A 24,594-nucleotide genomic window follows, 5' to 3' on the forward strand; every position below is an offset into this window, starting at 1 on the left:
GCAGGCTATGGGGCCAGGTGTTGCAGGAACGCATTCCGCCACGCCGTCACATCCTGCTTCTCCAGCACCTCCATCATGCGCCGCCAGCGGTTGCGTCGTTCGTGCAGCGGCATGGTGAGCGCAATGCCCAGCGCTTCGGCCACCTCTTCGGTATCCGACGGATTCACCAGCAGTGCCTCGGTCAACTCCTGCGCCGCGCCGGCGAAACGCGAGAGCACCAGTACGCCGGGATTGCGAGGGTCCTGGCTGGCGACGTACTCCTTCGCCACCAGGTTCATGCCATCGCGCAGTGGCGTGACCAGGCCCACGCGTGCCGTGCGGTAATAGCCGGTGAGCAGGTCATGCGAGAACGAGTTGTTGACGTAGCGGATCGGCACCCAGTCGGGCGCGGCGTACATGCCGTTGATGTGGCCTGCGCTGCGTTCCAGTTCGCGGCGGATCTGCCGGTATTCCGGCACGCCGCCACGCGATGGCGGGGCGATCTGCAGGAAGGTCACCTTGCGATGCAGCTGCGGCGAGCGTTCGAGAAGGCGCGCATAGGCCTGGAAGCGTTCGGGAAGGCCCTTGGAATAGTCGAGCCGGTCGACGCCAATGATCAGCGCGCGTCCTTCGAGGCTCTGCCGAAGCTGGTGGATCTCCTCGTGCTCGTCGGCATGGCTGGCGCTCTCCGCTACCTCGTGCGTATCGATGCCGATGGGAAACGCCTCGGCGCGAAACATGCGTCCGCTGGGTGTCTGCAGGCGTCCGTCGCGGCGCATGGTTGCGCCGACTTCGTGCAGGAAATACTCCTCCAGCGCGCGACGATCGCGAGGCGTATGCAAGCCCACCAGGTCATAGCTCGCCAGCGTTTCGAGCAGCTCCCGATGGCGCGGGAGGGTGATCAGCAGGCCGGCTGCCGGCAGCGGGGTATGCAGGAAGAAGCCGATGCGATTGCGGATGCCGCGTCCGCGCAGCATCGCCGCAAGCGGGATCAGGTGATAGTCATTGATCCACACCAGGTCCTGCGGTCCGATCAACGACATCAGTTGTTCGGCGAACAGGTTGTTGACGCGCAGATAGCCGGCGAGGTGCTTGCGGTCGTAGTCGACCAGGTCGGGCCGATAGTGCAGCAACGGCCAAAGCGTGCGATTGGCGAAGCCGTCGTAGAAGTCGTCGTGGTCGCTGCGAGAGAGGTCGATGGTCGCGTATTCCACGACCCCGTCCTTCTGGCGATGCACGTCGCCACCGGTCTGGCGCGCCACCTTGCCGCTCCAGCCGAACCATAAGCCGCCACGTTCCTGCAGTGCCGCGCGCATCGCGGACGCCAGTCCCCCCGTCGCCGTCTGATCCGGCAATGCCACGCGATTCGAAACCACGACCAACCGTCCCTGGCCGCTGTTGCGTCCCAACATCACAGTGCGTCCTCCCAGCGCCTCGACAGGCGCATGGCAGCCTGGATCAGGCCCACCATCGAATAGGTCTGCGGAAAATTGCCCCAGTGCTCGCCGCTGCGTGGCGCAATGTCTTCCGACAGGAGGCCAAGCGGATTTCGTTGCGACAGCATGTGCTCGAACATCGCGCGTGCGCGCTCTTTGCGGCCGGTCGCAGCCAGCGCGTCGATGTACCAGAAGGTGCAGATGTTGAAGCTGGTTTCCGGCGCGCCGAAGTCGTCGGGCGAGATGTATCGGAACAGGTAGTCGCCACGTCCCAGCGTTTCGCCTATCGCATCCACGGTGGCGACAAAGCGCGGGTCCATCGCGTTGATGAAGCCGATGTCGGCCAGCAGCAACAGGCTCGCATCGAGGTGCTCGCCGTCATAAGCGTCTACGAACGTCCCTAGCTTTTCGTTCCATGCGCGCTTTTCAATGCGTTCGTGCAACGCCACGGCCTCGTCGTGCCAATGCCGCGCGCGCTCGTCCAGGCCAAGCTCGGTGGCGATGTGGGCGAGGCGGTCGCAGGCTGCCCAGCACATCGCGGCGGAATAGGTGTGCACCGCGGCGCGCCCACGAAATTCCCACAGGCCCGCATCGGGTTCTTCAGCCATGCGCAGGGCCATGTCGCCCATGCGTTCGAGTCGACGGTAGGTGAGTTCGTCGCCGGGATGTTCCAGTCGCCGGTCGAAGAAGGTCTGCGCCGACGCGAGCACCACCGAACCGTAGACGTCGTTCTGCCGCTGACGCCACGCGTCGTTGCCCACGCGTACCGGTCCCATGCCGCGGTAGCCGGCGAGGCTGTCCACCTGGGTCTCGGTGAGTTCGTGTTCGAAGGTGATGCCGAATACCGGGCCGATCTCGTGCTCGCCGTCGGCGGCCACCAGGTTGAATACGTAGCGGATGTACTCCTCCATGCTGCGCGTGGCTCCCAGCCGGTTGAGGGCGCGCACGGTGAAGGCGGCGTCGCGTAGCCAGCAGAAGCGATAGTCCCAGTTGCGTTGCGAATCCGCAGATTCAGGGATGGACGTGGTGAGCGCCGCCACGATGGCACCGGTGGCTTCGTACTGGCACAGCTTGAGCGTGATCGCGGCACGTATCACCGGCTCCTGCCACTCGTAAGGCACTGAGAGGTTGCGCACCCATTCGCGCCAGTAGGCGAGCGTGCGCTCCAGCGTGTGGTGGATGAAGTCGGCGGGGCTGTGCGTCAACGTTTCATCCGGGCCGAGCACGAAATGCGCGGGCTTTTCCAGGATGAAGGGCAGGGCACGTTCGATCATCGGCGAGGCGACGTCGCTGGTGAGTCGCTGGACCACGCCGGTCAACAGGAAGCGGATGTGATTGCTGCCCGAGGTGGTGTGCGGTTCGCTGGCGCCGTATTCGCACAAGGGTCGCAGCAGGACCCGTATGCGTGGCGACCCGCCGATGGGGCGAACGCGTCGTGCGATCAGGACAGGGTGGTAGACGCGGCCGCGCGAGCGGAAGCGCGGCATGTAGTCGACTATCTCGACACCGCCGCCGTGCTTGTCGTACAGGCGGGTGACGAGTACCGCCGTGTTGGCCATGTAATGCTGCTCGGCGCGCTCGAAATCTTCGAGATGGATGGCCCAGTCGCCACCTTCACGTTGGGGCGACAACAGCGCGCAGAAGCTCGCGTCTCCATCGAAGCGGGGCAGGCAACACCAGACGATGCGGCCTCGCCCATCGATCAATGCGGCAACACTGCCGTTGCCGATGACACCCAATGCCAGGCTTGGCTGGGTGTCAGGCGCTTCCTCCTGAGGAATGGGCATGTGAGAGGGCTCCATGCTTGAGCGCGTGCAAGACGCGGAACAGCCAGGCCCGCGCAGCGGCGGGGTCGGGCAACGCATAGCGGGCAAGGCTGGGCTCGCGGCAACCCACGCGCACGCTCAATCCGCTTTCGAGATTGGCCATGGCGAAGCCGTGTTCGTCGGTGAGGTCGTCACCCACGTAGACCGGCTGGCGGCCGTGGAACGGCCACGTGCCGAGCAAGGTCGCCACCGCCTTGCCCTTGTCCATGCCTTCCGGCTTGAGTTCGATCACCTGGTTGCCGGGCTGGATTTCGTAACCCGCCAGTTTCGGCATCACGGCTTCCACGCTTTCGCGCAAGGCGTCGAATTGCCACGGCGCGGTCCGGCAATGCAAGGCGAACGCCATGCCCTTGTCTTCCAGCGTCACGCCCGGAAAGCGCGTGGCAATGGAGTCGGCGATTTCACGCACCAGGGTGCGGCGCGCCGAGCCGATATGCACGCCGCGATAGCGGCCGTCGGCACCACGCAGCTCGAGGCCGTGCAAACCGGCCATGGCCCATGGCGGATGGCCAAACAGGTCGTCCAGATCGTCCAGGCTGCGTCCGCTCACCAGGGCAAATGCCCCATCGAGCGTGGCATGGAGGTCTTCGATCAGGTCGCGCAGGCGCGCGTCGACGTACACCTGGTGCGGCTGGTCCACGAAGTCCAGCAAGGTGCCGTCCACGTCCAGGAACATCGCCCAACGGTCGTCCACGCCAGGGAGTGGCGGGGCCGGGAGATGCGGCTGGGCGGGCATGGCGGCGAGGGGGGAGGGCGATGACACGGAACGCAGACTACCAAGGCAAATGTGAAGGCGAGCTATGGACGGCAGCGCTGGCTGAAATGTCGCGGCGCTGTCGTCGCCGTGAACGCTTGAATCACATCGCCGTGAGCCGCATCTCACGGTGCAGTGGCGGCGGGGCCGCCAAATCCTTTTGATCGAGGGGGCAACCCATGCGGATGGACAAACTCACATCGCGCTTCCAGCAGGCGCTGGCCGACGCCCAGTCACTGGCGGTCGGGCGCGACAACAACATGCTTGAGCCCGTACACGTGATGGCGGCACTGCTGGAGCAACAGGGCGGCTCGACCGCACCGCTGCTGACGCAGGCGCAGGTCAACGTGCCCACGCTGCGCCAGCGCGTGAACGAACAGCTGGAACGCCTGCCGCGCGTCAGCGGACAGGAAGGCAACGTGCACGTCGGCAACGAGCTGACGCGCCTGCTCAACCTCACCGACAAGCTCGCGCAGCAGCGCGGCGACCAGTTCATTGCCAGTGAACTTTTCGTGCTGGCGGCGCTGGACGACAAGGGCGAACTCGGTGGCGCATTGAAGGCTGCCGGTGCCACCAAAGCCAACGTCGAGGCCGCCATCGACAAGCTGCGCGGCGGCGAAAAGGTGCAGAGCGAAAACGCCGAAGACCAGCGCCAGGCGCTGGACAAATACTGCATCGACCTTACGGCGCGCGCGGAGAGCGGCAAGCTCGATCCGGTGATCGGTCGCGACGAGGAAATTCGCCGCACGATCCAGGTGCTGCAGCGTCGTACCAAGAACAACCCGGTGCTGATTGGCGAACCCGGCGTGGGCAAGACCGCCATCGTCGAAGGCCTGGCCCAGCGCATCGTGAAGGGTGAAGTGCCCGAAGGCCTGCGTGATCGTCGCGTGCTCGCGCTCGACATGGGCGCGCTGATTGCCGGCGCGAAGTTCCGCGGTGAATTCGAGGAGCGCCTGAAGGCCGTACTGAACGACCTGTCCAAAAACGAAGGCCAGATCATCCTGTTCATCGATGAGCTGCACACCATGGTCGGCGCCGGCAAGGCCGATGGCGCCATGGACGCCGGCAACATGCTCAAGCCCGCGCTGGCGCGAGGCGAGCTGCATTGCATCGGCGCCACCACGCTCGATGAGTATCGCAAATACATCGAGAAGGATGCCGCGCTGGAGCGTCGCTTCCAGAAGGTCTACGTGGGCGAGCCGAGCGTGGAAGACACCATCGCGATCCTGCGCGGCCTGAAGGAACGCTACGCGGTGCACCACGGCGTGGAGATCACCGACCCGGCCATCGTCGCGGCGGCCACGTTGTCCAATCGCTACATCCCCGATCGCCAGCTGCCTGACAAGGCGATCGATCTCATGGATGAGGCCGCGTCGCGCATCCGCATGGAGATCGACTCCAAGCCGGAGGAGCTTGACCGCCTGGAGCGTCGCCTTATCCAGCTGAAGATCCAGCGCGAGATGCTTAAGAAGGAAACCGATGACGCCTCGAGGAAGCGCCTCGCCGACCTCGATGCGGACATCCAGAAGCTGGAGCGTGAGTTCTCCGACCTCAACGAAATCTGGAAGTCCGAGAAGGCCGCGCTGCAGGGCGCGACCAAGGTGAAGGAGCAGATCGAGGCCGCGCGCCTGGAGCTGGAATCCGCGCAGCGCCGCCAGGACTACGCCAAGATGAGCGAGATCCAGTACGGCAAGCTGCCGGAACTGGAGAAGCAGCTCGCCGCGGCGCAGGCCGCCGAGAAGCAGGACTTCAAGCTGGTGCAGGATCGCGTCACCGAGGAGGAGATTGCCGAGGTGGTGTCGCGCTGGACCGGCATTCCGGTCACCAAGATGCTCGAGGGCGAGCGCGACAAGCTGCTGCACATGGAAGAGGCGCTGCACAAGCGCGTGGTCGGCCAGGACGAAGCCGTGCGCGCGGTGTCCGATGCGATCCGCCGTGCCCGCGCCGGCCTGTCCGATCCCAATCGTCCGTATGGTTCGTTCCTGTTCCTCGGCCCCACCGGCGTGGGCAAGACCGAGTTGTGCAAAGCGCTGGCCGAATTCATGTTCGACACGCAGGACGCGATGGTGCGCATCGACATGAGCGAGTTCATGGAGAAGCACTCCGTGAGCCGACTGATTGGTGCGCCTCCGGGCTACGTTGGCTATGAAGAAGGCGGCTATCTCACCGAGGCCGTGCGCCGTCGCCCGTATAGCGTGATCCTGCTGGACGAAGTGGAAAAGGCGCATCCGGATGTCTTCAACATCCTGCTGCAGGTGCTGGACGACGGACGTCTCACTGACGGCCAGGGCCGCACGGTCGATTTCCGCAACACCGTCATCGTGATGACGTCGAACCTCGGCTCGCAGATGATCCAGGAGCATGCGGGCGACAGCGAAGCCGACTACATGCAGATGAAGGCGGCGGTGCTTGGCGTGGTGCAGGCGCACTTCCGTCCGGAGTTCATCAATCGCCTGGATGAACTGGTGGTGTTCCGTCCGCTGGAGAAGAAGCAGATCCGTGCCATTGCGAAGATCCAGCTGGCTTATCTCGAGAAGCGCCTGGCCGAGCGTCAGCTTAAGCTCGAGATCGGCGAGAAGGCGCTGGATCTGCTCGGCAACGTGGGCTTCGACCCGGTGTATGGCGCGCGCCCCCTGAAGCGGGCGATCCAGCAACAGCTGGAGAACTCGCTGGCGAAGGAGATCCTCGAGGGGCGGTTCCCGGCGGGGAGTACGGTGGTGGTCGACGCCGAACACGGGCATCTGGTTTTCAGCAAGCAGTGATGATTGATCACTGAGGTGTCGGGAGTGCCCACGCGGTGATGCAGCGCGGGCACGTTCGTTTTCGCGGCACGATTTGTCTGCTCTTGTAGGAGCGCACCCTGTGCGCGAGGCCTTTCGCCCCGGTCTCCATGTCTTTCGTTCTTGTTGGAGCGGGACGTTGCCTTCGGTAGCGCCGTTCCCGCGAGGGTGCCGCCTACGCAGCGGGCGTTTCGACGTCCTGCCGGCCGCCGAGTCACTTTTCTTTTGCTGGCCCAAAAGAAAAGTAACCCAAAGAAAATGGCCTTCAGAGCCAAGGCTCATAGAAGTACGTGGGATAGAAGCGTCGGAGGACTGGGGCAAGCCGAATCAGGGACGTGCTACCTCATAGGGTGCGGCTACACCGCAACACGCCCATGCGCTGAGGACTTAAAGCAGCCTTGGCGCCCGGCAAATGAACGCCGCGAGCCACCCCACTTCTCCCTCTCTCCTCCGGGGAGAGGGCCGGGGTGAGGGGCCAATCTTGCGAAAGCACTCAAAGGCACCGAAGCCCGCTTTAAGTCCTCAACGCATGGGTGCGGCGTGTTGTAGCCACTCGCGAGCGGCGAAGGCGTTCGCCATCCGGGCTCCGATACCTTCAAGACTTTCCCCACATTGCACTACCAGCTCTTCAGGCCATTTTCTTCGGGTAACTTTTGACGCGAAGCTAATCCCACGGGACTTTGACCCCGGACATTCGCCCTCCGCCCGTCGGGCCGGTTTCGCCGTTAGCACGCAAAGAGCGCGTGCGTGGACCAGCAAAAGAAAGATGACTCGAGCTTCCTGGGGACTAGCCGCGTCGCCGGCAAGAGAACGAAACGCCCGCCGCGTCCCACGGGTACTTCCTACGGTCTTAGGCGGCACCGTGGCGGCGCAGTCACCGACGATAGCCAAGCCCAAGAGGTCACCCCCTGATCGGCACGCCTCCAGCGACAGCCCTTTCGCCACATCAAAAACCCCTCGCCTTGTCGCAAGTCACTCCCTCGCACCAACCCTCTGTTAACATCCCTCCCGCCTGAGGTGACCACCGGCCGCAATGCCGGTGGTTGAAACGGGAATCCGGTGCGGCGCGTGAGCGCCTAGTCCGGAGCTGCCCCCGCAACGGTAGGCGAACCGCGATCACCCTGATCGCTGGAACGACAGAAAGCCACTGTGCCAAGTGCATGGGAAGGCGTCGTTCTCAATGGACATGACGTCCTGGTTCGTGAGCCCGGAGACCGGCCTCGAGGTACGACCAGACAGGCGGTGGGCCATGTCATGGATGCCGTGCCTCCGCATGGCCGCCAAGCACCCCTCCGCCTGCCCTTTTTCCCTTGTGTTCCGCGCGGGCAGGCGCGGTTGAGGAGTAGTGTTTTGGCCATCCATTATTCATTGGTCCGTCGTTCCATTCTGGCGACGGCGCTCCTGACTGTTTTCTCTCCGGCGTTCGCCGATGACGCAACCGATCTCAGTGGCGTGGTGGTAACCGCCACGCGTACGGCGCAGACGCAGGACCAGACGCTGTCTGCGGTTACCGTGATCGATCGTGCCGATATCGAGCGCCTGCAGCCCGCATCGCTGGCGGACCTGTTGCGCGGCACGCCGGGCATGGTGCTGTCCAACAACGGCGGCCCGGGCAAGGCGACCAGTGCATTCCTGCGCGGCACCGAGTCCGATCACGTGCTGGTGCTGATCGACGGCATCAAGATCGGCTCCGCCACGCTGGGTAACGCTGCACTGCAGGACATCCCGGTCGAACAGATCGAGCGCATCGAGATCGTGCGCGGTCCGTTCTCCAGCCTCTACGGCTCGGAGGCGATCGGGGGCGTGATCCAGATTTTTACTCGCCGTCCCGAGGGTGCGTTCGTACCAAGCTTCAGCCTGGGCGTCGGCAGCTACAACCATCTCGCCGGTTCGGCCGGCCTCGCCGGCAAGGTGGGCGATGGCTGGTACTCGCTGGAGGCGTCGCACGACCAGACGCACGGCATCAACGCGTGCCGCGTTGGTGCAGCCGAGGTAGGCGCCGCGTGTTTCGCCGACCAGCCCGACAAGGACGGTTACCGCAATACCGCGGTGACCCTGCAGGCCGGCTATCGCTTCAGCGAGCAGTGGGATGCCGATGCCCGCCTGTTCCGCAGCGAAGGCCACAACTGGTACGACGGCACTTACAGCGACTCCGACGAGAGCGCCACCCAGGTGGTGGGCGGCCGCGTGCACTACCGTCCGACCAAGGACGTGACCGTGACCCTTAGCGCCGGCACCAGCGGCGATTTCAGCAAGGATTTCCTGCACGGCGTGTACACCGATCGCTTCGACACGCATCGCGACATCGGTTCACTGCAGGCGGACGTTGGCGTGTGGAGTGGCCTGCTGACCGGCGGTTTCGACTGGCAGCGCGATGAAGTGGACAGCACCACGGCCTACGCGGTGGACAGCCGCATCAATCGCGGCCTGTTCGCACAGTGGCAGCAGACCTTCGGCCGCCAGTCGGTGCAGGCGAGCGTTCGCCGCGACGACAACAGCCAGTTCGGCGGCAAGAACACCGGCAGCTTGCTGTGGGGTTGGGACTTCACCAATACCCTGCGCCTCACCGCGAGCTACGGTACCGCGTTCAAGGCGCCGACGTTCAACGAGCTGTATTACCCCGGTTATGGCAACGCCAACCTGCGTCCCGAGAAGTCGCAGAACGTCGAGCTCGGCCTGCGCGGCAATTACGGCTGGGGCTACTGGTCGCTCAACGCGTTTCGCAACAACGTCAGCGACCTGATCACCTATGACGCCTCGATCGGCCTGCCGGGCAATGTGGAGAAGGCTCGTATCCGTGGTGCCGAGGGCGTGGTGAGCGGGCACGTGCTGGGCTGGCTGGTGACGGGTACGGCCACCTGGCTGGATCCGCGCGACGAGTCGCAGAACTACGACGGCAACCTGCTGCCGCGCCGCGCCCGCCAGATGGCACGCGTCGACCTCGATCGCAGCTTCGGCGACTTCAGCGTGGGTGGCAGCTGGTACGTGGCTGGCCGTCGTTACGACGATCTCGCCAATCGCCATCCGCTGGGTGGCTATGCCATCACCGACCTGCGCGTGGCGTATGCACTCACGCGCGACCTGAAGGTGCAGCTGGCCCTCAATAACGCGTTCGGCAAGGACTACGAGACCGCCTGGTACTACAACCAGCCGGGCCGCAACACCATGCTGACGCTGCGCTACCAGCCGGCCCAGTGATGCACGTGCGGGACCGGCCAGGCCGGTCCCGCCTTTCCCCCTGAGGAGGAGTGAAGAGATGAAGATGCCTACCGGTCCACGTTTCGCCGTGCTGGCGCTGCTGCTCGTGCTGGTGATGATGGCCACGCGCTTCAAGCATTTCGGCGACATGCTGCATCTGCCCGACGCATCGATGGCGGTGTTTTTCCTTGGCGGCGTCTATCTGCGCCGGCATTGGGCGTTCGTGGGCATGCTGCTGCTGGCCGTGGCGCTCGACTGGGTCTCGATCACCTATGCAGGCGTGGGCGATTTCTGCGTCACCGCCGCGTACGCATTCCTCCCACTGGCCTATGGCGTGCTGTGGTACGCCGGCCGCGGGTATGCACCGAAGCTCACCGGGCAGTTCCACTCGCTGGCTGGCGCATTCGGTGTCGGCTTTGTGGCGGCGGCGCTGTCGTTCGCGATCTCCAACGGCTCGTTCTACTGGCTCGGCGGCCGTTACCCTGACCCGAATGTCGCGCAGTATCTTGCCCGCCTGTGGCAGTGGGGGCCGCTGTTCGTGCGCACCACCTTGAGCTACATCGCCGCGGCCCTGATCGTGCACGCAGTGTGTGCACGGCTTGCGGCACACTCCGCATCGACGCACCACCACCAGGAAGCCTGAGCATGAACGACGCGGTGGAACCCGCTGGTGAGATGAGTGCCGAAGCGCGCCATCGCGAACGCATGCAGCGCAAGAAGGCGCTGGTCGATCGCAAGATCGCCCGCGCGACCATCGAGCGCGGCGTGCTGGTGGTGAACACCGGCAATGGCAAGGGCAAGAGTTCGTCAGGCTTCGGCATGCTGGCTCGCTCGCTCGGCCACGGCTTCCACTGCGGCGTCGTGCAGTTCATCAAGGGCAGTTTTTCCACCGGCGAGGAAGCGTTCTTCCGGCGCTTCCCCGACGAACTGGACTATCACGTGATGGGCGAGGGCTATACCTGGGAAACCCAGGACAAGACGCGCGACATCCGCACCGCCGAGGCGGCGTGGGCGATCGCGGCAGGCATGCTTGCCGATGCGCGTTACGACTTCGTGCTGCTGGATGAACTCAACATCGCATTGGTGAAAGGCTACCTGGACGTGGCCAAGGTGTGCGATGCATTGAAATGCCGACCGGAACAACAGCATGTGGTCATCACCGGGCGAGGCGCGCCGGATGCGCTGGTGGAACTTGCCGACACCGTGACCGAGATGCGGGTGGTGAAGCATGCCTTCCAGGCGGGCATCAAGGCGCAGAAAGGCATCGAGCTTTAAGCATCGCGTTCCACCCCCAACCTGAGGCCTTCTGTTGATGACCGACGCGGCACGCCATTGTCCCGCCCTCATGATTTCCGCACCTGCGTCGGGGCAGGGCAAAACGTCGGTCACGGCCGCGCTGGCGCGCTGGCACGTCCGGCAGGGCCGGCTTGTTCGCGTGTTCAAGACGGGGCCGGATTTTCTCGACCCGATGGTGCTGGAGCGCGCCAGCGGTGCGCCGGTCTATCAGCTCGACCTGTGGATGAATGGCGAGGACGACGTCCGTGCGCGCTTGCATGAAGCGGCGGGCGAGGCCGACCTGATCCTGGTGGAGGGCGTGATGGGGCTGTTCGATGGCGGCCTGTCCAGCGCCGACCTCGCCCAGCGTTTTGGCTTGCCCGTGCTGGCGGTGATCGACGGCTCGGCGATGGCGCAGACGTTCGGCGCGCTGGCCCTGGGCCTTGCCCGCTATCGCGATGGCCTGGATGTATTCGGTGTGGCGGCCAATCGCGTGGGCAGCCCGTATCACGCGCAATTGTTGGCCGGCAGCGTGCCCGACGAGCTGCGCTGGCTTGGCGCCTTGCCCCGTGATGCGGCGATGGCCTTGCCCGAGCGACATCTCGGCCTGGTGGCGGCTGGCGAGCTGGGCGATATCGATGCGCGGCTCGATGCGCTGGCCGATGCGTGGGCCCATCATGCATCGGACGCGTTGCCACGCCCGGTCGCTTTTCCGCCGGCCTCGCGCGCCCCGGTGCCGACGAGCCTGCATGGTTGGCGCATCGCCGTCGCACGGGATGCCGCTTTCTGTTTCCTGTATCCAGCCAACCTGGATGTGCTGCGCGACGCGGGAGCGGAGCTGCGCTTCTTCTCGCCATTGGCGGGCGATGGGCTGCCGTCCTGTGACGCGGTGTGGCTGCCCGGTGGCTATCCCGAGCTGCACCTGCAGGCCTTGTCGAGTAACGACATCCTGCGCAGCGACCTGCGTGCTCACGTGGATGCCGGCCGTCCACTACTCGCCGAGTGCGGCGGCATGCTGTATGCGCTGGATTCGCTCGGCAATGCGGACGGCGATACGTTCGCCATGGCCGGTCTGCTGCCGGGACGGGCCGTCATGCAGAAGAAGCTCGGTGGCCTGGGCATGCAGGCTGCGGTGTTGCCGGAGGGCGAGTTGCGCGGGCACACCTTCCACTACGCGCAAGCGGAGATTTCGCCGGCGCCGTTGGTGATGGCGACGAATCCGGATGGCGGCCCCAGTCGCGAAGGCATCTATCGGCGTCAGCGCATGACGGCGAGCTTCATGCACGCCTACTTTCCCTCGCATCCCGCTGCCGCCATCAACCTGTTCCTGCCATGAGCACGGCAATCGCCATGCTGGCCGCCGTGCTGCTCGATGCGTGGTTGGGCGAGCCGCAACGGGCTCACCCACTGGTGCTGTTCGGACGGATGGTCCGCTGGATCGAGCGCCATGTGTACGCCGATCGTCGGTCGGCGGGCGTGCTTGCGTGGTGCCTGGCTGTGCTGCCCATCGTGCTGGTGATGTCCCTGAGCCTGGTGGCGCCCACCTGGTTGCGCTTCGTGCTTGATGTCGCGGTGCTCTATCTCGCGATCGGCCTGCGCAGCCTGGGTGAGCACGCGATACCGGTGGCACAGGCGTTGCGTGACGGCGACCTCGACGTCGCACGCATGGCCGTTGGCCGCATGGTGAGTCGCGATACCGAGGCACTCGATGCACCGCACGTTGCGGCCGCCGCGAGCGAGTCGGTGTTGGAGAACGGCAACGACGCCGTGTTCGGCGCGCTGTTCTGGTTCGTCCTGCTGGGCGCGCCAGGGGCCGTGCTGTATCGACTGGCCAATACGCTGGATGCGATGTGGGGTTATCGCACGGCCCGATACGAGCGCTTCGGCTGGATGGCGGCACGCGCGGACGACGTGCTCAACTTCCTGCCGGCGCGACTGACTGCGCTGAGCTACGTGCTGCTCGGCGACGCACAGCGAGCGTGGCGCTGCTGGCGCAACCAGGCTCCCGCGTGGGACAGCCCGAATGCCGGCCCCGTAATGGCGGCGGGTGCAGGCGCGCTGGGTGTGCAGCTCGGCGGTGCGGCGCCTTACGACGGCGTCTGGGAGCAGCGCCCGGCACTGGGCGAAGGCGATGCACCCGATGCCGATACCATCGTGCGCGCCTTGCGCCTGGTACGACGCGGCGTGGTGCTCTGGCTGGTGGTCGTCCTCGTGCTTGGCTGGCTATGGCCGGGAGGTCCGCATGCTTGAGCACGGTGGTCGCCTGCTGCGTGCTGCGCGTCTCCATGGCATCCCCGTCGAGGACTGGCTGGATCTGTCCACCGGCATCAGTCCGTTCGCCTGGCCGGTGCCGGCGGTTCCGCCATCGGCTTGGGCGCGTCTGCCCGAAGACGATGATGGTCTCGCCGACATTGCTTGCAGCTACTACGGCGCTCCACGGGTGTTGCCGGTCGCCGGTTCGCAGGCGGCGATACAGGCGTTGCCGACCTTGCGTCGCATGTCGCGTGTCGGCCTGATCTCTCCGGGGTACAACGAACATGCGCATGCATGGCGTCGTGCCGGCCATCAGGTCGAAGAGTTGCCCGCACCGGCCTTGCTGGCACAGGCAACCCGCCTGGACGTGGTTGTCCTGATTCACCCGAACAATCCGGGGGGCGAACGCTTTGATCGTCCCGACTTGCTCGCCTGTCACGAGCAACTCGCCGCGCGCGGCGGCTGGCTGGTGGTGGATGAGGCCTTCATGGACGCCACGCCATCGGAAAGCCTGTGCGCGGCTTCGTCGCGCGAAGGCCTGGTGGTGCTGCGATCCACCGGCAAGTTCTTTGGCTTGGCCGGTGCGCGTGCGGGCTTCGTGGCAGCAAGCCCCTCGCTGCTCGATGCCTTGCGCGAGCGCCTTGGTCCCTGGACGCTGAGCGGGCCGAGCCGATACGTGCTCCGGCAAGCACTGGCCGATCAGGCGTGGCAGGTCGAGGCGAGCGCACGGTTGCTCGCCTGCAGCGAGCGCCTCGCGGCGCTGCTGACCACGCATGGCCTCACGCCGACGGCGGGCTGTGCTTTCTTCCAGTGGTGGCGCGATGAGCGCGCCGATGGCGTGCATGAAGCGCTAGCGACGCAGGGCATCCTGACCCGCCGTTTCGAGGCGCCGGCCAGCCTGCGGTTTGGCTTGCCGGGCGACGAGGCCGCCTTTGCCCGCCTCGATGCCGCGCTTGCGAGTCTCGCGTTGCAGGCAGGCTCGCCGTGAGCGCACGCGTGCTGATGGTGCAGGGCTGCACCTCCGATGCCGGCAAGAGCACGCTGGTCACCGCGCTATGCCGATGGCTGCGTCGTCGCGGCGTGCCAGTCGCGCCGTTCAAGCCGCAGAACATGGCGCTCAACTCGGCGGTCACCGTCGATGGCGGCGAAATCGGTCGCGCGCAGGCGGTGCAGGCGCAGGCGGCTGGGTTACCGCCGCATACCGATTTCAATCCCGTGCTGCTCAAGCCCAACAGTGATGTTGGCGCGCAGGTGATCGTGCATGGGCAGGCCATCGGCAGCATGGATGCGCGGCACTACCACGACTACAAACGCGTCGCGATGGATGCCGTGCTCACTTCGCATCGTCGCCTTGCCGCGCAGTACGAGGCGATCATCGTCGAAGGGGCGGGCAGTCCGGCCGAGATCAATCTGCGCGATCGCGACATTGCCAACATGGGCTATGCGGAAGCCGTCGATTGCCCGGTGGTGCTGATTGCCGACATCGATCGCGGTGGTGTGTTCGCGCATCTGGTCGGTACGCTCGCACTGTTGTCCGAAAGCGAGCAGGCACGCGTGGTCGGTTTCGTGATCAACCGCTTTCGCGGCGACATGGCGTTGCTGCAACCCGGACTGGACTGGCTTGCTCAAAAGACCGGCAAGCCCGTACTCGGCGTGCTGCCGTATCTGCACGGCCTGCAACTGGAGGCCGAAGACGCGTTGCCGCGTGATCCAGTGCACAAAACGCACGCGCGCCTGCGTGTCGTCGTGCCGGCCTTGCCGCGCATCAGCAACCACACCGACTTCGATGCGCTGCGGACCCATCCCGAGGTGGATTGTCGCTTCATCGGGCCAGGCCAAACGCCGCCGTCCTGCGATCTGATCGTGTTGCCCGGTTCCAAGTCCACGCGCGCGGATCTCGCCTGGCTGCGCGAGCAGGGTTGGGACGATGCGATCGCCCGGCATCTGCGCTACGGCGGCAAGGTGATCGGCATCTGCGGAGGCTTCCAGATGCTGGGGCGATTCGTGCATGATCCCTTGGGTATCGAGAGCGAGCCGGGCTCTAGCCAGGGACTGTGTTGGCTGGATGTCGAAACGACACTTGAGGCGCGCAAAGTCCTGCGTCGCGTGGATGGAAGGCTGGCCCTGGGAGAGGCACGCGTGAGCGGCTACGAAATCCATTGCGGCGTGAGTCACGGTGCGGCGCTGGAGCAACCATCCAGCGTGCTCGACGGGCATCGTCGCGACGGCGCGCTGTCGCCGGATGGCCAGATCCTGGGTTCTTACGTGCACGGTTTGTTCGATCATCCGGAGGCGCTCGCTGCGTTGCTGGCGTGGTCGGGGTTACGCGAAGCTGTCGCCCTCGATCTGCCATCTCAACGTGAAGCTGCCATCGATCGCCTTGCCGATGCGGTGGAAGCCCACCTCGATACCGCCTTGCTGTCGCAACTGCTCGCTGTGCCGGGAGGGCAGGCATGCGCACGCTGATCCTTGGTGGTGCGCGCTCTGGCAAGAGTGCGTTGGCCGAGCGGTTGGCCACGGGCTTCGGGCACGAGGTGGTCTACATCGCCACGGCGCAGGCGCGCGATGCCGAAATGGCCGCGCGCATCGAGCATCACCGTGCCCGTCGTCCCGGGCATTGGCAAAGCGTCGAAGAACCGTTCGCGCTGGCAGCCACGCTCAAAGCGCAGGCGCGGCCCGGGCGTTGCGTACTGGTGGATTGCCTCACGCTGTGGTTGAGCAACCTGCTCGGCGACGAAGACCCGTCGCGCTTCGAGGCCGAGCGTGATGCGCTGATTGATGTGTTGCCGACGCTGACGGGCCAGGTGCTGCTGGTCAGCAACGAAGTGGGCTTGGGTGTCGTGCCGCTCGGTGAGCTGACGCGTCGCTTCGTGGACGAAGCGGGTCGGTTGCATCAGGCGCTCGCCGGCTCGTGTGAAACGGTGTTGTTCGTTGCAGCGGGATTGCCGCTGGCCCTCAAAGGAAGTCTTGCATGAGCCATGACTGGCTGGTTGAACCGTGTTTTGCCATCGACGTGGAGAGCAGGGAGCGCGCCCGCGAACATCAGGCACAACTGACCAAGCCGCCGGGCTCGCTCGGCACGCTGGAAACGCTGGCCATTCGCCTGGCCGGATTGCAGCACGCGACCTTGCCGTCGATGCAGCAGGTATGGATCACCGTGTTCGCCGGCGATCACGGCGTAGCCGCCGAGGGCGTGTCGGCGTTTCCCCAGGTCGTGACCGGCGAGATGGTGCGCAACTTCGCCAACGGCGGCGCGGCCATCAGTGTGCTGGCGCGCACGCTGGGCGCGATGTTGGAAGTGGTGAACCTGGGTACGGTGAACGATCCCGGTGAACTACCGCAGGTGCGGCGCGCGATCATCGCGCCGCAGACGAACAATTTCTGCGAACGGCCGGCGATGAGCGCCGTGCAACTGGAACGTGCGCTGCTGGCGGGCGCCGAAAGCGTTGCAGCTGCGCAGGCGGCAGGTGCCAAGCTTTTCATCGGCGGTGAAATGGGCATCGCCAATACCACGTCAGCGGCTGCCCTCGCGTGTGCGCTGCTGGACGAGTCGCCGTCGAGCCTCGCTGGCGCAGGCACCGGGCTGGATGCGGCCGGCGTGCAGCACAAGGCCATGGTGATCGAGCGTGCACTGGCCCAGTATCCCGTCGACAGCGATGCGTTGGCCTGGCTGGGGCGCGTGGGCGGCTTCGAGATCGCGGCCTTGTGTGGTGCCTATATCGCGGCCGCGCAGCGGGGGCTGCCGGTGCTGGTCGATGGATTCATCACGACAGCGGCGGCCTTGGCTGCCGTGCGCATCAACCCGGGCTGCCGCGAATGGATGTTCTTCGCGCACCGTTCGCGCGAGCGCGGTCATGCGCGCCTGCTCGCCGCACTGGAAGCCGATCCCTTGCTCGATCTCGGCCTTCGCCTGGGTGAGGGCAGCGGTGCGGCGACCGCCGTGCCGCTGATGCGCCTCGCCTGCGAGCTGCATGCGCGGATGGCGACGTTTGCCCAGGCCGGCGTGAGCGGCGCATGAGTGGCAAGCACGTCGGTATCGATTTGTTGCGCCACGGCGACACCGGTCAGCGCAGTTATCGCGGGCAACTGGACGATGCGCTGAGCCCGCTGGGCTGGACGCAGCTTCGCGCGGCGATCTTCGGACGCACCTGGGACGCCATCGTGACATCGCCGTTGATCCGCTGCTCGGAGTTCGCCCATGAACTCGCAGCGGCACGCCGCGTTCCCGTGCGCGTGGATCCGCGCCTGGCCGAATACCACTTCGGCGATTGGCAGGGCGTGCCCATCGAGACATTGGCGAAGGACCAGTCCGATGCCCTGGGCCGGTTCTGGTCCGATCCTGTGGCGTATCCGCCGCCTGGCGCCGAATCGTTCGCGGCATTTCGCGAGCGACTGTGCAGCGCGCTGCATGAAGTCGCCGCCGAGGCGGCTTCGCGGCGCGTGCTGGTCGTGACTCACGGCGGCGTGATCCGCCTGTTGCGGTGCGAAACCGAGGGTCGCGATTTTGCCGACATGGCGGGGATCGAGGTGCCGCACGCATCGCTGCATTCGCTCGAATGGGCGACCACGGCGGGAGGCTAGGCGGGATCATGCGCGCCCTGCTTGCTGCCATCGGTTTCCTCACCCGCCTGCCGGTGCCGGCGAAGGTCTTTGATGGCGCAACCTCGCCGTCCGCGCAGCTGGCGTGGTATCCCGTGGTGGGTGCGCTGATCGGTGCGCTGCTGTGGGCGATCGGCTGGCTGATGTCGGCGTCGTCGCCCATGCTGGCGGCGGCCCTGCTGCTGTTCGCATGGGTAGTGCTGACCGGCGGCCTGCACCTGGACGGCCTCGCCGACAGTGCGGATGCCTGGGTGGGCGGCCTCGGCGATCGCGACCGCACGCTTGCGATCATGAAGGACCCACGCAGCGGCCCCATGGGCGTGGCGGCGGTGGTGATGTTGCTGTTGCTGAAGTTCGCCGCCCTGGCCAGCCTGCCGCATCCCGGCGTCGCGCTGTGGCTGGCGCCGTTGCTGGGGCGCGCCGTGCTTACCGTCGCTTTCCTGTCCACACCCTACGTGCGCGGCGGGGGCATGGGCAGTTCGCTGGTGGGTGCCTCTCGTGCCGCCTGCGTTGCGGGGCTCGCCTTTGCCGTTCTGTTAGTCCTGGTCGCGGGTTGGCCAGGGATCCGCGCGTTGGTGGCTGCGGCCATGGTGTTCGTGCTCTGGCGGCTGGCCTGCATGCACCGGCTGGGGGGCATGACCGGCGATACCTGTGGGGCGCTGACCGAGCTGGTCGAGGCCGCCGTGCTGGTCGTGCTCGCGCTGGCGGCCTGAGCGCGCTGCATTGAATTTGGCTCCCAGGCCTCGATAATGGAGGGCTGCCAGCGCGCGCGGCCGATCATGGCGACGCAGACCAGCTGGCCGTATTGCGGAGCTTTCATGCCTATCTACGAATTCGAATGCAACAGCTGCGGCCATCGGTTCGACCGCCTGCAGAAGATGTCCGACCCCGATCCCTCGGTGTGCCCCGCCTGTGACGTGGCCGAAGTGAAGCGTCGCCTCAGCGCGCCCGGCTTCCGACTGGCGGGCAGCGGCTGGTACGAGACCGACTTCAAGAAGGACGGCGACAAGAAGCGCAACCTGGCGGGCGACAGCAATGCTCCCGCGCCGGCCCCAGCGCCAGCGCCTGCCCCCAGCTCGTCCAGCTCGTCCAGCAGCGACAGCTGATCCGGCGCGATGCCTGAACGCCGCGTAGCCGGCGTGCAGGTTCCTGCGAAGAAGTCGCAAGATATTCAATTCCGGTTGATGATCTCCGCACTAGCGTGACGCCCAGTCACAGCAGGAGTGGAATGGATGTTCCGGATACGAACGGGTTTGATGGGTGTGTTGGCGAGTCTCGCCATCGGCGTCGCGGCACTGGCGGGGCCGGCGGCGTACGCACAGGGGCGCGACGTCGTCCGCTGCGGCAGCGACGATGGCCGCTTCACCCGCTGCCAGGTGCCCTGGCGAGACGCCGAGCTGATCCGTCAGGAATCCAATAGTCCGTGTACCCGCGGGCAGAGCTGGGGCGTGGATCGCGGCGGCTTGTGGGTCGACCGCGGGTGCCGCGGCCAATTCGTCGAGATGGGACGCGGCGGTGGCTACCGCCCGCCTAATGGTGGCGGCTACTACCCACCGCCGGGCAATCGACCGCCGGACAGCGGCTGGCGCCCGGGCCCGGACTGGGACCGCGAGATCCGCTTCTCCTGCGAAAGCAACGACAAGCGTTACCAGTTCTGCCAGGTGGACGTCGGCGGTCACGGGCGCGTGCGCCTGCTGCGCCAGATGTCGGGCACACCCTGCGAGGAAGGCTACAGCTGGGGCTGGAACCGCGCAGGCGTGTGGGTGAACCGGGGCTGCCGCGGCCTGTTCTCGGTTGATCGCCGCTGGTAAGCGGGTTGTCCGGAGCGTTGGGTGTGGCCATGCAGCCACCCCAACGCCCGCCACCGGGCGCACCGGTGTTAACATTCCGGGTCCTCTTGTCCACGCATCACGCCGCTACGCGGCCCGGAGTTCCAAGCGCATGCGCACGCATTATTGCGGCCTCATCGATGAGGCACTGGTCGGTCAGACCGTCACCCTTTGTGGCTGGGTCAACACCCTGCGCCTGCAGAGCCACGTGGCCTTCGTCGACCTGCGTGACCACGAGGGCCTCGCCCAGGTGGTGATCGAGCGCGAGAACGCCGCCGCCTTCGCGGTGGCCGGCGAGATCGGCAACGAGTACTGCCTGCGCGTCACCGGCACCATCCGCAAGCGCCTGTCGGTGAACGACAAGCTGCGCACCGGCACGGTGGAGCTGCTGGCCGACAAGGTCGAGATCCTCAATGCCGCGAAGGACCTGCCGTTCGCGCTGCACGAGAATCCCAACGAGGACATGCGGATGACCTACCGCTACCTCGATCTGCGCCGTCCCGAGATGCAGAAGATGATGCGTACCCGCATCAAGCTAGTGCAGTCGCTGCGCCGCTATCTCGACGCGCGCGGTTTCCAGGATATCGAGACGCCGATCCTGACCAAGGCCACGCCCGAGGGTGCGCGTGACTACCTGGTGCCCAGCCGCGTGCATCCGGGCCAGTTCTACGCGCTGCCGCAGTCGCCGCAGTTGTTCAAGCAGATCCTGATGATGGCCGGTTTCGACCGCTACTATCAGATCGCCCGCTGCTTCCGCGACGAGGACCTGCGCGCCGATCGCCAGCCGGAATTCACCCAGCTCGACCTCGAGTTCGCCTTCGTCGAAGAGAAGGACGTGCAGGATTTCGTGGAGGAACTGATCCGCCACGTGTTCAAGGAAGTGCAGTGCGTCGAGCTCGACGCCGTGTTCCCGCGCATGACCTGGGCCGAGGCGATGCGTCGCTTCGGTTCGGACAAGCCGGACCTGCGCATCGCGCTGGAGCTGACTGACATCGCCGATGCGGTGAAGCACGTGGAGTTCAAGGTGTTCGCCGAGCCGGCGAACGACCCGAACGGCCGCGTCGCCGCGCTGCGCGTGCCGGGCGGCGCCACCTTCACCCGCAAAGAAATCGACCAGCTCACCGAGTACGTCGCCAAGTACGGCGCCAAGGGCCTGGCCTGGCTGCGCGTGGATGATCTCTCCAAGGGCCGCGAAGGCATCAACTCGCCGGTGGCGAAGTTCCTCGACGACGCGGCGCTGGAAGGCGTGCTCAAGCGCACCGGTGCACAGAGCGGCGACATGGTGTTCTTCGGCGCGGGCAGCTGGAAGGCGGTCACGGACTTCATGGGTGCGCTGCGCCTGAAGGTCGGCAAGGATCGCGGCATGGTGGAAAACAGCTGGAAACCGCTATGGGTCACCGACTTCCCGATGTTCGAGTACGACGACGAAGAGAAGCGCTTCGTTGCCCTGCATCATCCGTTCACCGCGCCCAAGGTCGACGACGTCGCCGACCTGCGTGCGAACGCGGCCACTGCGGTGAGTCGCGGCTATGACATGGTGCTCAACGGTGCCGAGATTGGTGGCGGTTCCATCCGTATCCATCGCCCCGAGATGCAGAGCACCGTGTTCGAGATGCTCGGCATCGGTGCGGAAGAGGCCGAGGCGAAGTTCGGCTTCCTGCTGAAGGCGCTGAAGTTCGGCGCGCCGCCGCACGGTGGCCTGGCCTTCGGCATCGACCGCATTGCCGCGCTGATGGCGGGCACGGAATCCATCCGTGACGTGATCGCGTTCCCCAAGACCACCAGCGCGCAGGACCTGATGACCGACGCGCCGTCGCTGGTCAGCGATGCGCAGCTGAAAGAGCTGCACGTGAAGGTGGCCGCGGAGCCCAAGTCGGCCTGAGTTACGGGCCGGTCGCATGGCCGGTTCAGCGCAGTCTGTCGCGGCCCCGAGACGGATTTATGTGCAGAATGGACTCCCGCAACGTCCGGGCTGGCAGCGCCGCCCGGACGTTCGACCCTCGCTGATGGAAGTCCGCCTCTCCGATGTCCGACCAAGTGATCCTGCTGCACGGCCTGTGGATGCGCGGTTTCGCGCTGCTGATGCTGCACCGTCGCATGATGGAAGCCGGATTTCGCGTCCATCGCTTCGACTACATGAGCGTCGCGACCACTCCGGAGCGCATCCTGGGGCGACTGCAGACGCGCATGCATGAGCTGGCCGAGGACGGACATACCGTGCACCTCGTCGGCCATAGCCTGGGTGGGCTGCTGGCCCTGCGCACTTGCGCCGAAGTCGAGCAGCTGCCGCCCGGGCGCGTGGTCTGCCTGGGGTCCCCGCTGAAGGGCAGTGCCGCTGCGCGCCGTTTTGCCGGCATGGGCAAGGGCGGGGAAGTGCTGCTGGGGCATAACCGTGCCCTGCTCGAACGCGGTTTCGAGCGATGGAGTGGCCCGCGCGACGTGGGCGTGGTGGCGGGGCGGATGTCACTGGGCCTGGGCGCGGTGATCGGTCAGTTCGACGGCGACAACGACGGCTGTGTGACCGTGGATGAGACGCGCCTGCCGGGCATCGCCGACCACTGCGTGGTGGAGACCAACCACACCGGCCTGTTGTTCGTGCCCGAAGCGGCCCGGCAGGTCACGCAGTTCCTCCAGAGCGGTCATTTCGACCACCCCACCACACAGGCCGGAACGGGCGGTTGATCTGCCGGCTTGCTAGCCTCCCGCCCCAAGGCGATACAATTCGCGTCTTGTCCGTTAAGCCAGATTGCAGGAAATGCCATGGGTAGAGGCCCGTCCATCGAAGGTCGCAAGAACGCCGAAGACGCCAAGCGCGCCAAGGTGTTCACCAAGCTGATCCGCGAAATCACCGTCGCCACGCGCGCCGGTGTGCCCGACCCTTCGCTCAATCCGCGCCTGCGTTCGGCGGTGGACAAGGCCCTGTCGGCCAACATGCCCAAGGACACCATCGAGCGCGCGATCAAGCGCGGCTCGGGTGCCGACGGCGGTGCCTCGATGGAAGAGCTGCGTTACGAAGGCTACGGTCCGGGTGGCGTCGCGCTCATCATCGACTGCTTCACCGACAATCCGACCCGAACCGTGGCCGACGTGCGTCACGCGCTGACCAAGCACGGCGGCAACCTGGGTACGTCCGGCTCGGTGGCGTTCCAGTTCTCTCGTCTGGGAGAGCTCGCGTTTGCCACCGGCGGCGACGAAGCGGCCGAAGAGAAAGTGCTGGAAGCGGCACTCGAAGCCGGCGCGGACGACGTCGTCAACGAAAACGGCGAGAGCACCGTGCTGTGCGCGCCGGAGAATTTCGAAGCCGTGCAGCAGGCGCTCGCCGCTGCCGGTCTCCATGCGCTGCACGCCGGTGTAGGCATGCGCCCGACCAATCGCGTACCCGTGCCCGAGGAGGCGCTGGAGCCGCTGCTCGACCTGCTCGAGAAGCTCGATGGCCTCGACGACGTCAGCGATGTTTCGCACAACGCGCTGCTGCCCGCCGAGGCGGCGAGCTAACTCGTCCTATTGCTCGCCATGCCCGGCGACGCCATACCCATGACACGCATCATAGGCATCGACCCGGGCAGCCAGCGCACCGGTGTCGGCATCATCGATGTCGACGCCAGCGGCAAGCTGTCCCATGTCTTCCATGGCGCGCTGGCGGTAGCCGGCGAGGCCACCTTTCCCTTGCGCCTGAAACGCATATTTGACGAGCTGTGTGCCATCATCGCCGCCCATCGACCGGATGAGTGCGGCGTGGAACGTGTGTTCATGGCGCGCAATGCCGATTCGGCACTGAAACTGGGGCAGGCGAGGGGAGCCGCGATCTGCGCGGTCGTCAGTCAGGGGATCGCGGTGCACGAATACGCAGCGACAGAAGTCAAACAGTCCGTAGTCGGCACTGGCCGAGGCGACAAGACCCAGGTACAGCACATGATCGGTGTCCTGCTCGGACTCAAGGGGCCGTTGCAGGCTGATGCCGCGGACGCGCTCGCCATCGCCGTGACGCACGCCCATACGCGCGCCAGCCTGCAGCGCGTCGGCATCCCTCGCACCGCATGGAGGCGCCGATGATCGGTCGCCTTCGCGGCATTCTGGTTTCCAAGCAGCCGCCGTGGCTGCTGGTGGAGGTAGGTGGCGTGGGCTATGAGCTCGAAGCGCCGATGTCCACCATCTACGACCTGCCGCAGACCGGCAAGGAAGTCACGCTGCTCACGCACTACGCGGTGAAGGAAGACAGCGTGGCGCTGTATGGCTTCATGCACGAGGCCGAGCGCGCGCTGTTCCGCAACCTGCAGAAGGTCAGCGGCATCGGCGCGAAAATCGCGCTGGCCGTGCTGTCGGGCGTGTCCACCAACGATTTCGCGCGGCTGGTGCAGGCGGGCGACGTGGTGGCGCTGACCAAGATCCCTGGCATCGGCAAGAAGACGGCCGAACGCATGGTGGTGGAACTGCGCGATCGCGTGGACGGCCTGGCCGTCACGCTGCCTGGCGCCGGCCCCGCCGTGAATGGCGCGCCGCTCGACCCCGCCGGTGAGGCGACCGTCGCGCTGCAACAACTTGGTTACAAGCCGGCGGAAGTCACCCGCCTGGTGCAGAAGGTGGTCGCCGAGGGCGACACCGCTGAATCGATCATCCGCAAGGCGCTGCGCGCCGCACTAGGGAACTGACTTGTGACCCCAGATT

General features: G+C 65.9%; 22 protein-coding genes and 1 riboswitch. Of the genes, 19 read left to right on the top strand and 3 right to left on the bottom strand.

Translation table 11 applies throughout. The features are described from left to right. Window positions 1-5 precede the first annotated feature (5 nt). The 3 genes from otsA to otsB are packed head-to-tail and all read right to left on the bottom strand — an operon-like array spanning window position 6 to window position 4,004. Window positions 6-1,391, bottom strand: a complete 1,386-nt coding sequence (gene otsA, locus EPB08_RS03650) for an alpha,alpha-trehalose-phosphate synthase (UDP-forming) (protein WP_130617675.1) — start codon at window positions 1,389-1,391, stop codon at window positions 6-8. After that, window positions 1,391-3,202 carry a glycoside hydrolase family 15 protein gene (locus tag EPB08_RS03655; protein WP_130617676.1) on the bottom strand — a complete coding sequence of 604 codons (1,812 nt, stop codon included), beginning with the start codon at window positions 3,200-3,202 and terminating at the stop codon, window positions 1,391-1,393. The genes otsA and EPB08_RS03655 overlap by 1 nt, the downstream gene beginning before the upstream one ends. Beyond that, window positions 3,174-4,004, bottom strand: a complete 831-nt coding sequence (gene otsB / locus EPB08_RS03660; RefSeq protein ID WP_324615129.1) for a trehalose-phosphatase — start codon at window positions 4,002-4,004, stop codon at window positions 3,174-3,176. Before otsB ends, EPB08_RS03655 begins: the two co-directional genes overlap by 29 nt. 170 nt (window positions 4,005-4,174) lie before the next feature. Between otsB and clpB the strand changes: the two genes are divergently transcribed. The 19 genes from clpB (at window position 4,175) to ruvA (ending at window position 24,578) form a co-directional block, all read left to right on the top strand. Then, a complete protein-coding gene (clpB, locus tag EPB08_RS03665) occupies window positions 4,175-6,757 on the top strand; it encodes an ATP-dependent chaperone ClpB (protein WP_130617677.1) in 2,583 nt (860 codons plus the stop codon). 1,016 nt (window positions 6,758-7,773) lie between these two features. Next, window positions 7,774-8,012, top strand: a riboswitch (cobalamin riboswitch). 113 nt (window positions 8,013-8,125) lie between these two features. Next, on the top strand, window positions 8,126-9,973 hold the full coding sequence (gene btuB / locus EPB08_RS03670; RefSeq protein ID WP_229238198.1) for a TonB-dependent vitamin B12 receptor: 1,848 nt from the start codon (window positions 8,126-8,128) through the stop codon (window positions 9,971-9,973). A gap of 58 nt (window positions 9,974-10,031) precedes the next feature. After that, window positions 10,032-10,616 (top strand): hypothetical protein, encoded by a 585-nt coding sequence (locus EPB08_RS03675; RefSeq protein WP_130617679.1) that lies wholly within the window; start codon window positions 10,032-10,034, stop codon window positions 10,614-10,616. A 32-nt stretch (window positions 10,617-10,648) separates the two neighbouring features. Then, window positions 10,649-11,248, top strand: a complete 600-nt coding sequence (gene cobO / locus EPB08_RS03680; RefSeq protein ID WP_130617901.1) for a cob(I)yrinic acid a,c-diamide adenosyltransferase — start codon at window positions 10,649-10,651, stop codon at window positions 11,246-11,248. A gap of 70 nt (window positions 11,249-11,318) precedes the next feature. Further along, window positions 11,319-12,584, top strand: a complete 1,266-nt coding sequence (locus EPB08_RS03685) for a cobyrinic acid a,c-diamide synthase CobB (protein WP_229238199.1) — start codon at window positions 11,319-11,321, stop codon at window positions 12,582-12,584. Continuing rightward, window positions 12,581-13,498 carry an adenosylcobinamide-phosphate synthase CbiB gene (gene cbiB, locus EPB08_RS03690; RefSeq protein ID WP_130617681.1) on the top strand — a complete coding sequence of 306 codons (918 nt, stop codon included), beginning with the start codon at window positions 12,581-12,583 and terminating at the stop codon, window positions 13,496-13,498. Before EPB08_RS03685 ends, cbiB begins: the two co-directional genes overlap by 4 nt. After that, a complete protein-coding gene (gene cobD / locus EPB08_RS03695) occupies window positions 13,491-14,489 on the top strand; it encodes a threonine-phosphate decarboxylase CobD (RefSeq protein WP_130617682.1) in 999 nt (332 codons plus the stop codon). The genes cbiB and cobD overlap by 8 nt, the downstream gene beginning before the upstream one ends. Continuing rightward, a complete protein-coding gene (locus EPB08_RS03700; protein WP_130617683.1) occupies window positions 14,486-15,967 on the top strand; it encodes a cobyric acid synthase in 1,482 nt (493 codons plus the stop codon). The genes cobD and EPB08_RS03700 overlap by 4 nt, the downstream gene beginning before the upstream one ends. Beyond that, a complete protein-coding gene (gene cobU / locus EPB08_RS03705; RefSeq protein WP_130617684.1) occupies window positions 15,955-16,476 on the top strand; it encodes a bifunctional adenosylcobinamide kinase/adenosylcobinamide-phosphate guanylyltransferase in 522 nt (173 codons plus the stop codon). Before EPB08_RS03700 ends, cobU begins: the two co-directional genes overlap by 13 nt. Further along, window positions 16,473-17,519, top strand: coding sequence for a nicotinate-nucleotide--dimethylbenzimidazole phosphoribosyltransferase (gene cobT / locus EPB08_RS03710; RefSeq protein ID WP_130617685.1), 1,047 nt, complete (start codon window positions 16,473-16,475; stop codon window positions 17,517-17,519). Before cobU ends, cobT begins: the two co-directional genes overlap by 4 nt. Next, on the top strand, window positions 17,516-18,082 hold the full coding sequence (locus EPB08_RS03715; protein WP_130617686.1) for a histidine phosphatase family protein: 567 nt from the start codon (window positions 17,516-17,518) through the stop codon (window positions 18,080-18,082). Before cobT ends, EPB08_RS03715 begins: the two co-directional genes overlap by 4 nt. A 5-nt stretch (window positions 18,083-18,087) precedes the next feature. Next, entirely contained in the window at window positions 18,088-18,813 is a 726-nt protein-coding gene (locus EPB08_RS03720; protein ID WP_130617902.1) for an adenosylcobinamide-GDP ribazoletransferase, read from the top strand. Window positions 18,814-18,918: 105 nt separating this feature from the next. Continuing rightward, window positions 18,919-19,206, top strand: a complete 288-nt coding sequence (locus EPB08_RS03725) for an FmdB family zinc ribbon protein (protein WP_130617687.1) — start codon at window positions 18,919-18,921, stop codon at window positions 19,204-19,206. 126 nt (window positions 19,207-19,332) lie between these two features. Then, window positions 19,333-19,911 carry a DUF3011 domain-containing protein gene (locus tag EPB08_RS03730; protein WP_229238200.1) on the top strand — a complete coding sequence of 193 codons (579 nt, stop codon included), beginning with the start codon at window positions 19,333-19,335 and terminating at the stop codon, window positions 19,909-19,911. 130 nt (window positions 19,912-20,041) lie between these two features. Next, window positions 20,042-21,811, top strand: coding sequence for an aspartate--tRNA ligase (gene aspS / locus EPB08_RS03735; protein ID WP_130617688.1), 1,770 nt, complete (start codon window positions 20,042-20,044; stop codon window positions 21,809-21,811). A gap of 143 nt (window positions 21,812-21,954) precedes the next feature. Then, window positions 21,955-22,611 (top strand): alpha/beta hydrolase, encoded by a 657-nt coding sequence (locus EPB08_RS03740; RefSeq protein WP_130617689.1) that lies wholly within the window; start codon window positions 21,955-21,957, stop codon window positions 22,609-22,611. A gap of 78 nt (window positions 22,612-22,689) precedes the next feature. Then, window positions 22,690-23,424 carry a YebC/PmpR family DNA-binding transcriptional regulator gene (locus EPB08_RS03745; protein WP_130617690.1) on the top strand — a complete coding sequence of 245 codons (735 nt, stop codon included), beginning with the start codon at window positions 22,690-22,692 and terminating at the stop codon, window positions 23,422-23,424. Window positions 23,425-23,463: 39 nt separating this feature from the next. Beyond that, entirely contained in the window at window positions 23,464-23,982 is a 519-nt protein-coding gene (ruvC, locus tag EPB08_RS03750; protein WP_130617904.1) for a crossover junction endodeoxyribonuclease RuvC, read from the top strand. Further along, window positions 23,979-24,578, top strand: coding sequence for a Holliday junction branch migration protein RuvA (gene ruvA / locus EPB08_RS03755; RefSeq protein WP_130617691.1), 600 nt, complete (start codon window positions 23,979-23,981; stop codon window positions 24,576-24,578). Before ruvC ends, ruvA begins: the two co-directional genes overlap by 4 nt. The last annotated feature ends 16 nt before the right edge of the window (window positions 24,579-24,594 follow it).

Origin of the sequence: Dyella amyloliquefaciens (assembly GCF_004296575.1) — a bacterium.
In the GTDB taxonomy this organism is placed as follows: Bacteria; Pseudomonadota; Gammaproteobacteria; order Xanthomonadales; family Rhodanobacteraceae; genus Dyella; species Dyella amyloliquefaciens.

Coding starts and splice junctions, on each gene's coding strand:
- cobO (WP_130617901.1), top strand. CDS start 10,649: ATGAGTGCCGAAGCGCGCCATCGCGAACGCATGCAGCGCAAGAAGGCG.
- aspS (WP_130617688.1), top strand. CDS start 20,042: ATGCGCACGCATTATTGCGGCCTCATCGATGAGGCACTGGTCGGTCAG.
- EPB08_RS03715 (WP_130617686.1), top strand. CDS start 17,516: ATGAGTGGCAAGCACGTCGGTATCGATTTGTTGCGCCACGGCGACACC.
- otsA (WP_130617675.1), bottom strand. CDS start 1,391: ATGTTGGGACGCAACAGCGGCCAGGGACGGTTGGTCGTGGTTTCGAAT.
- EPB08_RS03655 (WP_130617676.1), bottom strand. CDS start 3,202: ATGCCCATTCCTCAGGAGGAAGCGCCTGACACCCAGCCAAGCCTGGCA.
- EPB08_RS03675 (WP_130617679.1), top strand. CDS start 10,032: ATGAAGATGCCTACCGGTCCACGTTTCGCCGTGCTGGCGCTGCTGCTC.
- EPB08_RS03740 (WP_130617689.1), top strand. CDS start 21,955: ATGTCCGACCAAGTGATCCTGCTGCACGGCCTGTGGATGCGCGGTTTC.
- EPB08_RS03685 (WP_229238199.1), top strand. CDS start 11,319: ATGATTTCCGCACCTGCGTCGGGGCAGGGCAAAACGTCGGTCACGGCC.
- EPB08_RS03730 (WP_229238200.1), top strand. CDS start 19,333: ATGTTCCGGATACGAACGGGTTTGATGGGTGTGTTGGCGAGTCTCGCC.
- ruvC (WP_130617904.1), top strand. CDS start 23,464: ATGACACGCATCATAGGCATCGACCCGGGCAGCCAGCGCACCGGTGTC.
- EPB08_RS03725 (WP_130617687.1), top strand. CDS start 18,919: ATGCCTATCTACGAATTCGAATGCAACAGCTGCGGCCATCGGTTCGAC.
- ruvA (WP_130617691.1), top strand. CDS start 23,979: ATGATCGGTCGCCTTCGCGGCATTCTGGTTTCCAAGCAGCCGCCGTGG.
- cbiB (WP_130617681.1), top strand. CDS start 12,581: ATGAGCACGGCAATCGCCATGCTGGCCGCCGTGCTGCTCGATGCGTGG.
- EPB08_RS03745 (WP_130617690.1), top strand. CDS start 22,690: ATGGGTAGAGGCCCGTCCATCGAAGGTCGCAAGAACGCCGAAGACGCC.
- clpB (WP_130617677.1), top strand. CDS start 4,175: ATGCGGATGGACAAACTCACATCGCGCTTCCAGCAGGCGCTGGCCGAC.
- cobD (WP_130617682.1), top strand. CDS start 13,491: ATGCTTGAGCACGGTGGTCGCCTGCTGCGTGCTGCGCGTCTCCATGGC.
- cobT (WP_130617685.1), top strand. CDS start 16,473: ATGAGCCATGACTGGCTGGTTGAACCGTGTTTTGCCATCGACGTGGAG.
- cobU (WP_130617684.1), top strand. CDS start 15,955: ATGCGCACGCTGATCCTTGGTGGTGCGCGCTCTGGCAAGAGTGCGTTG.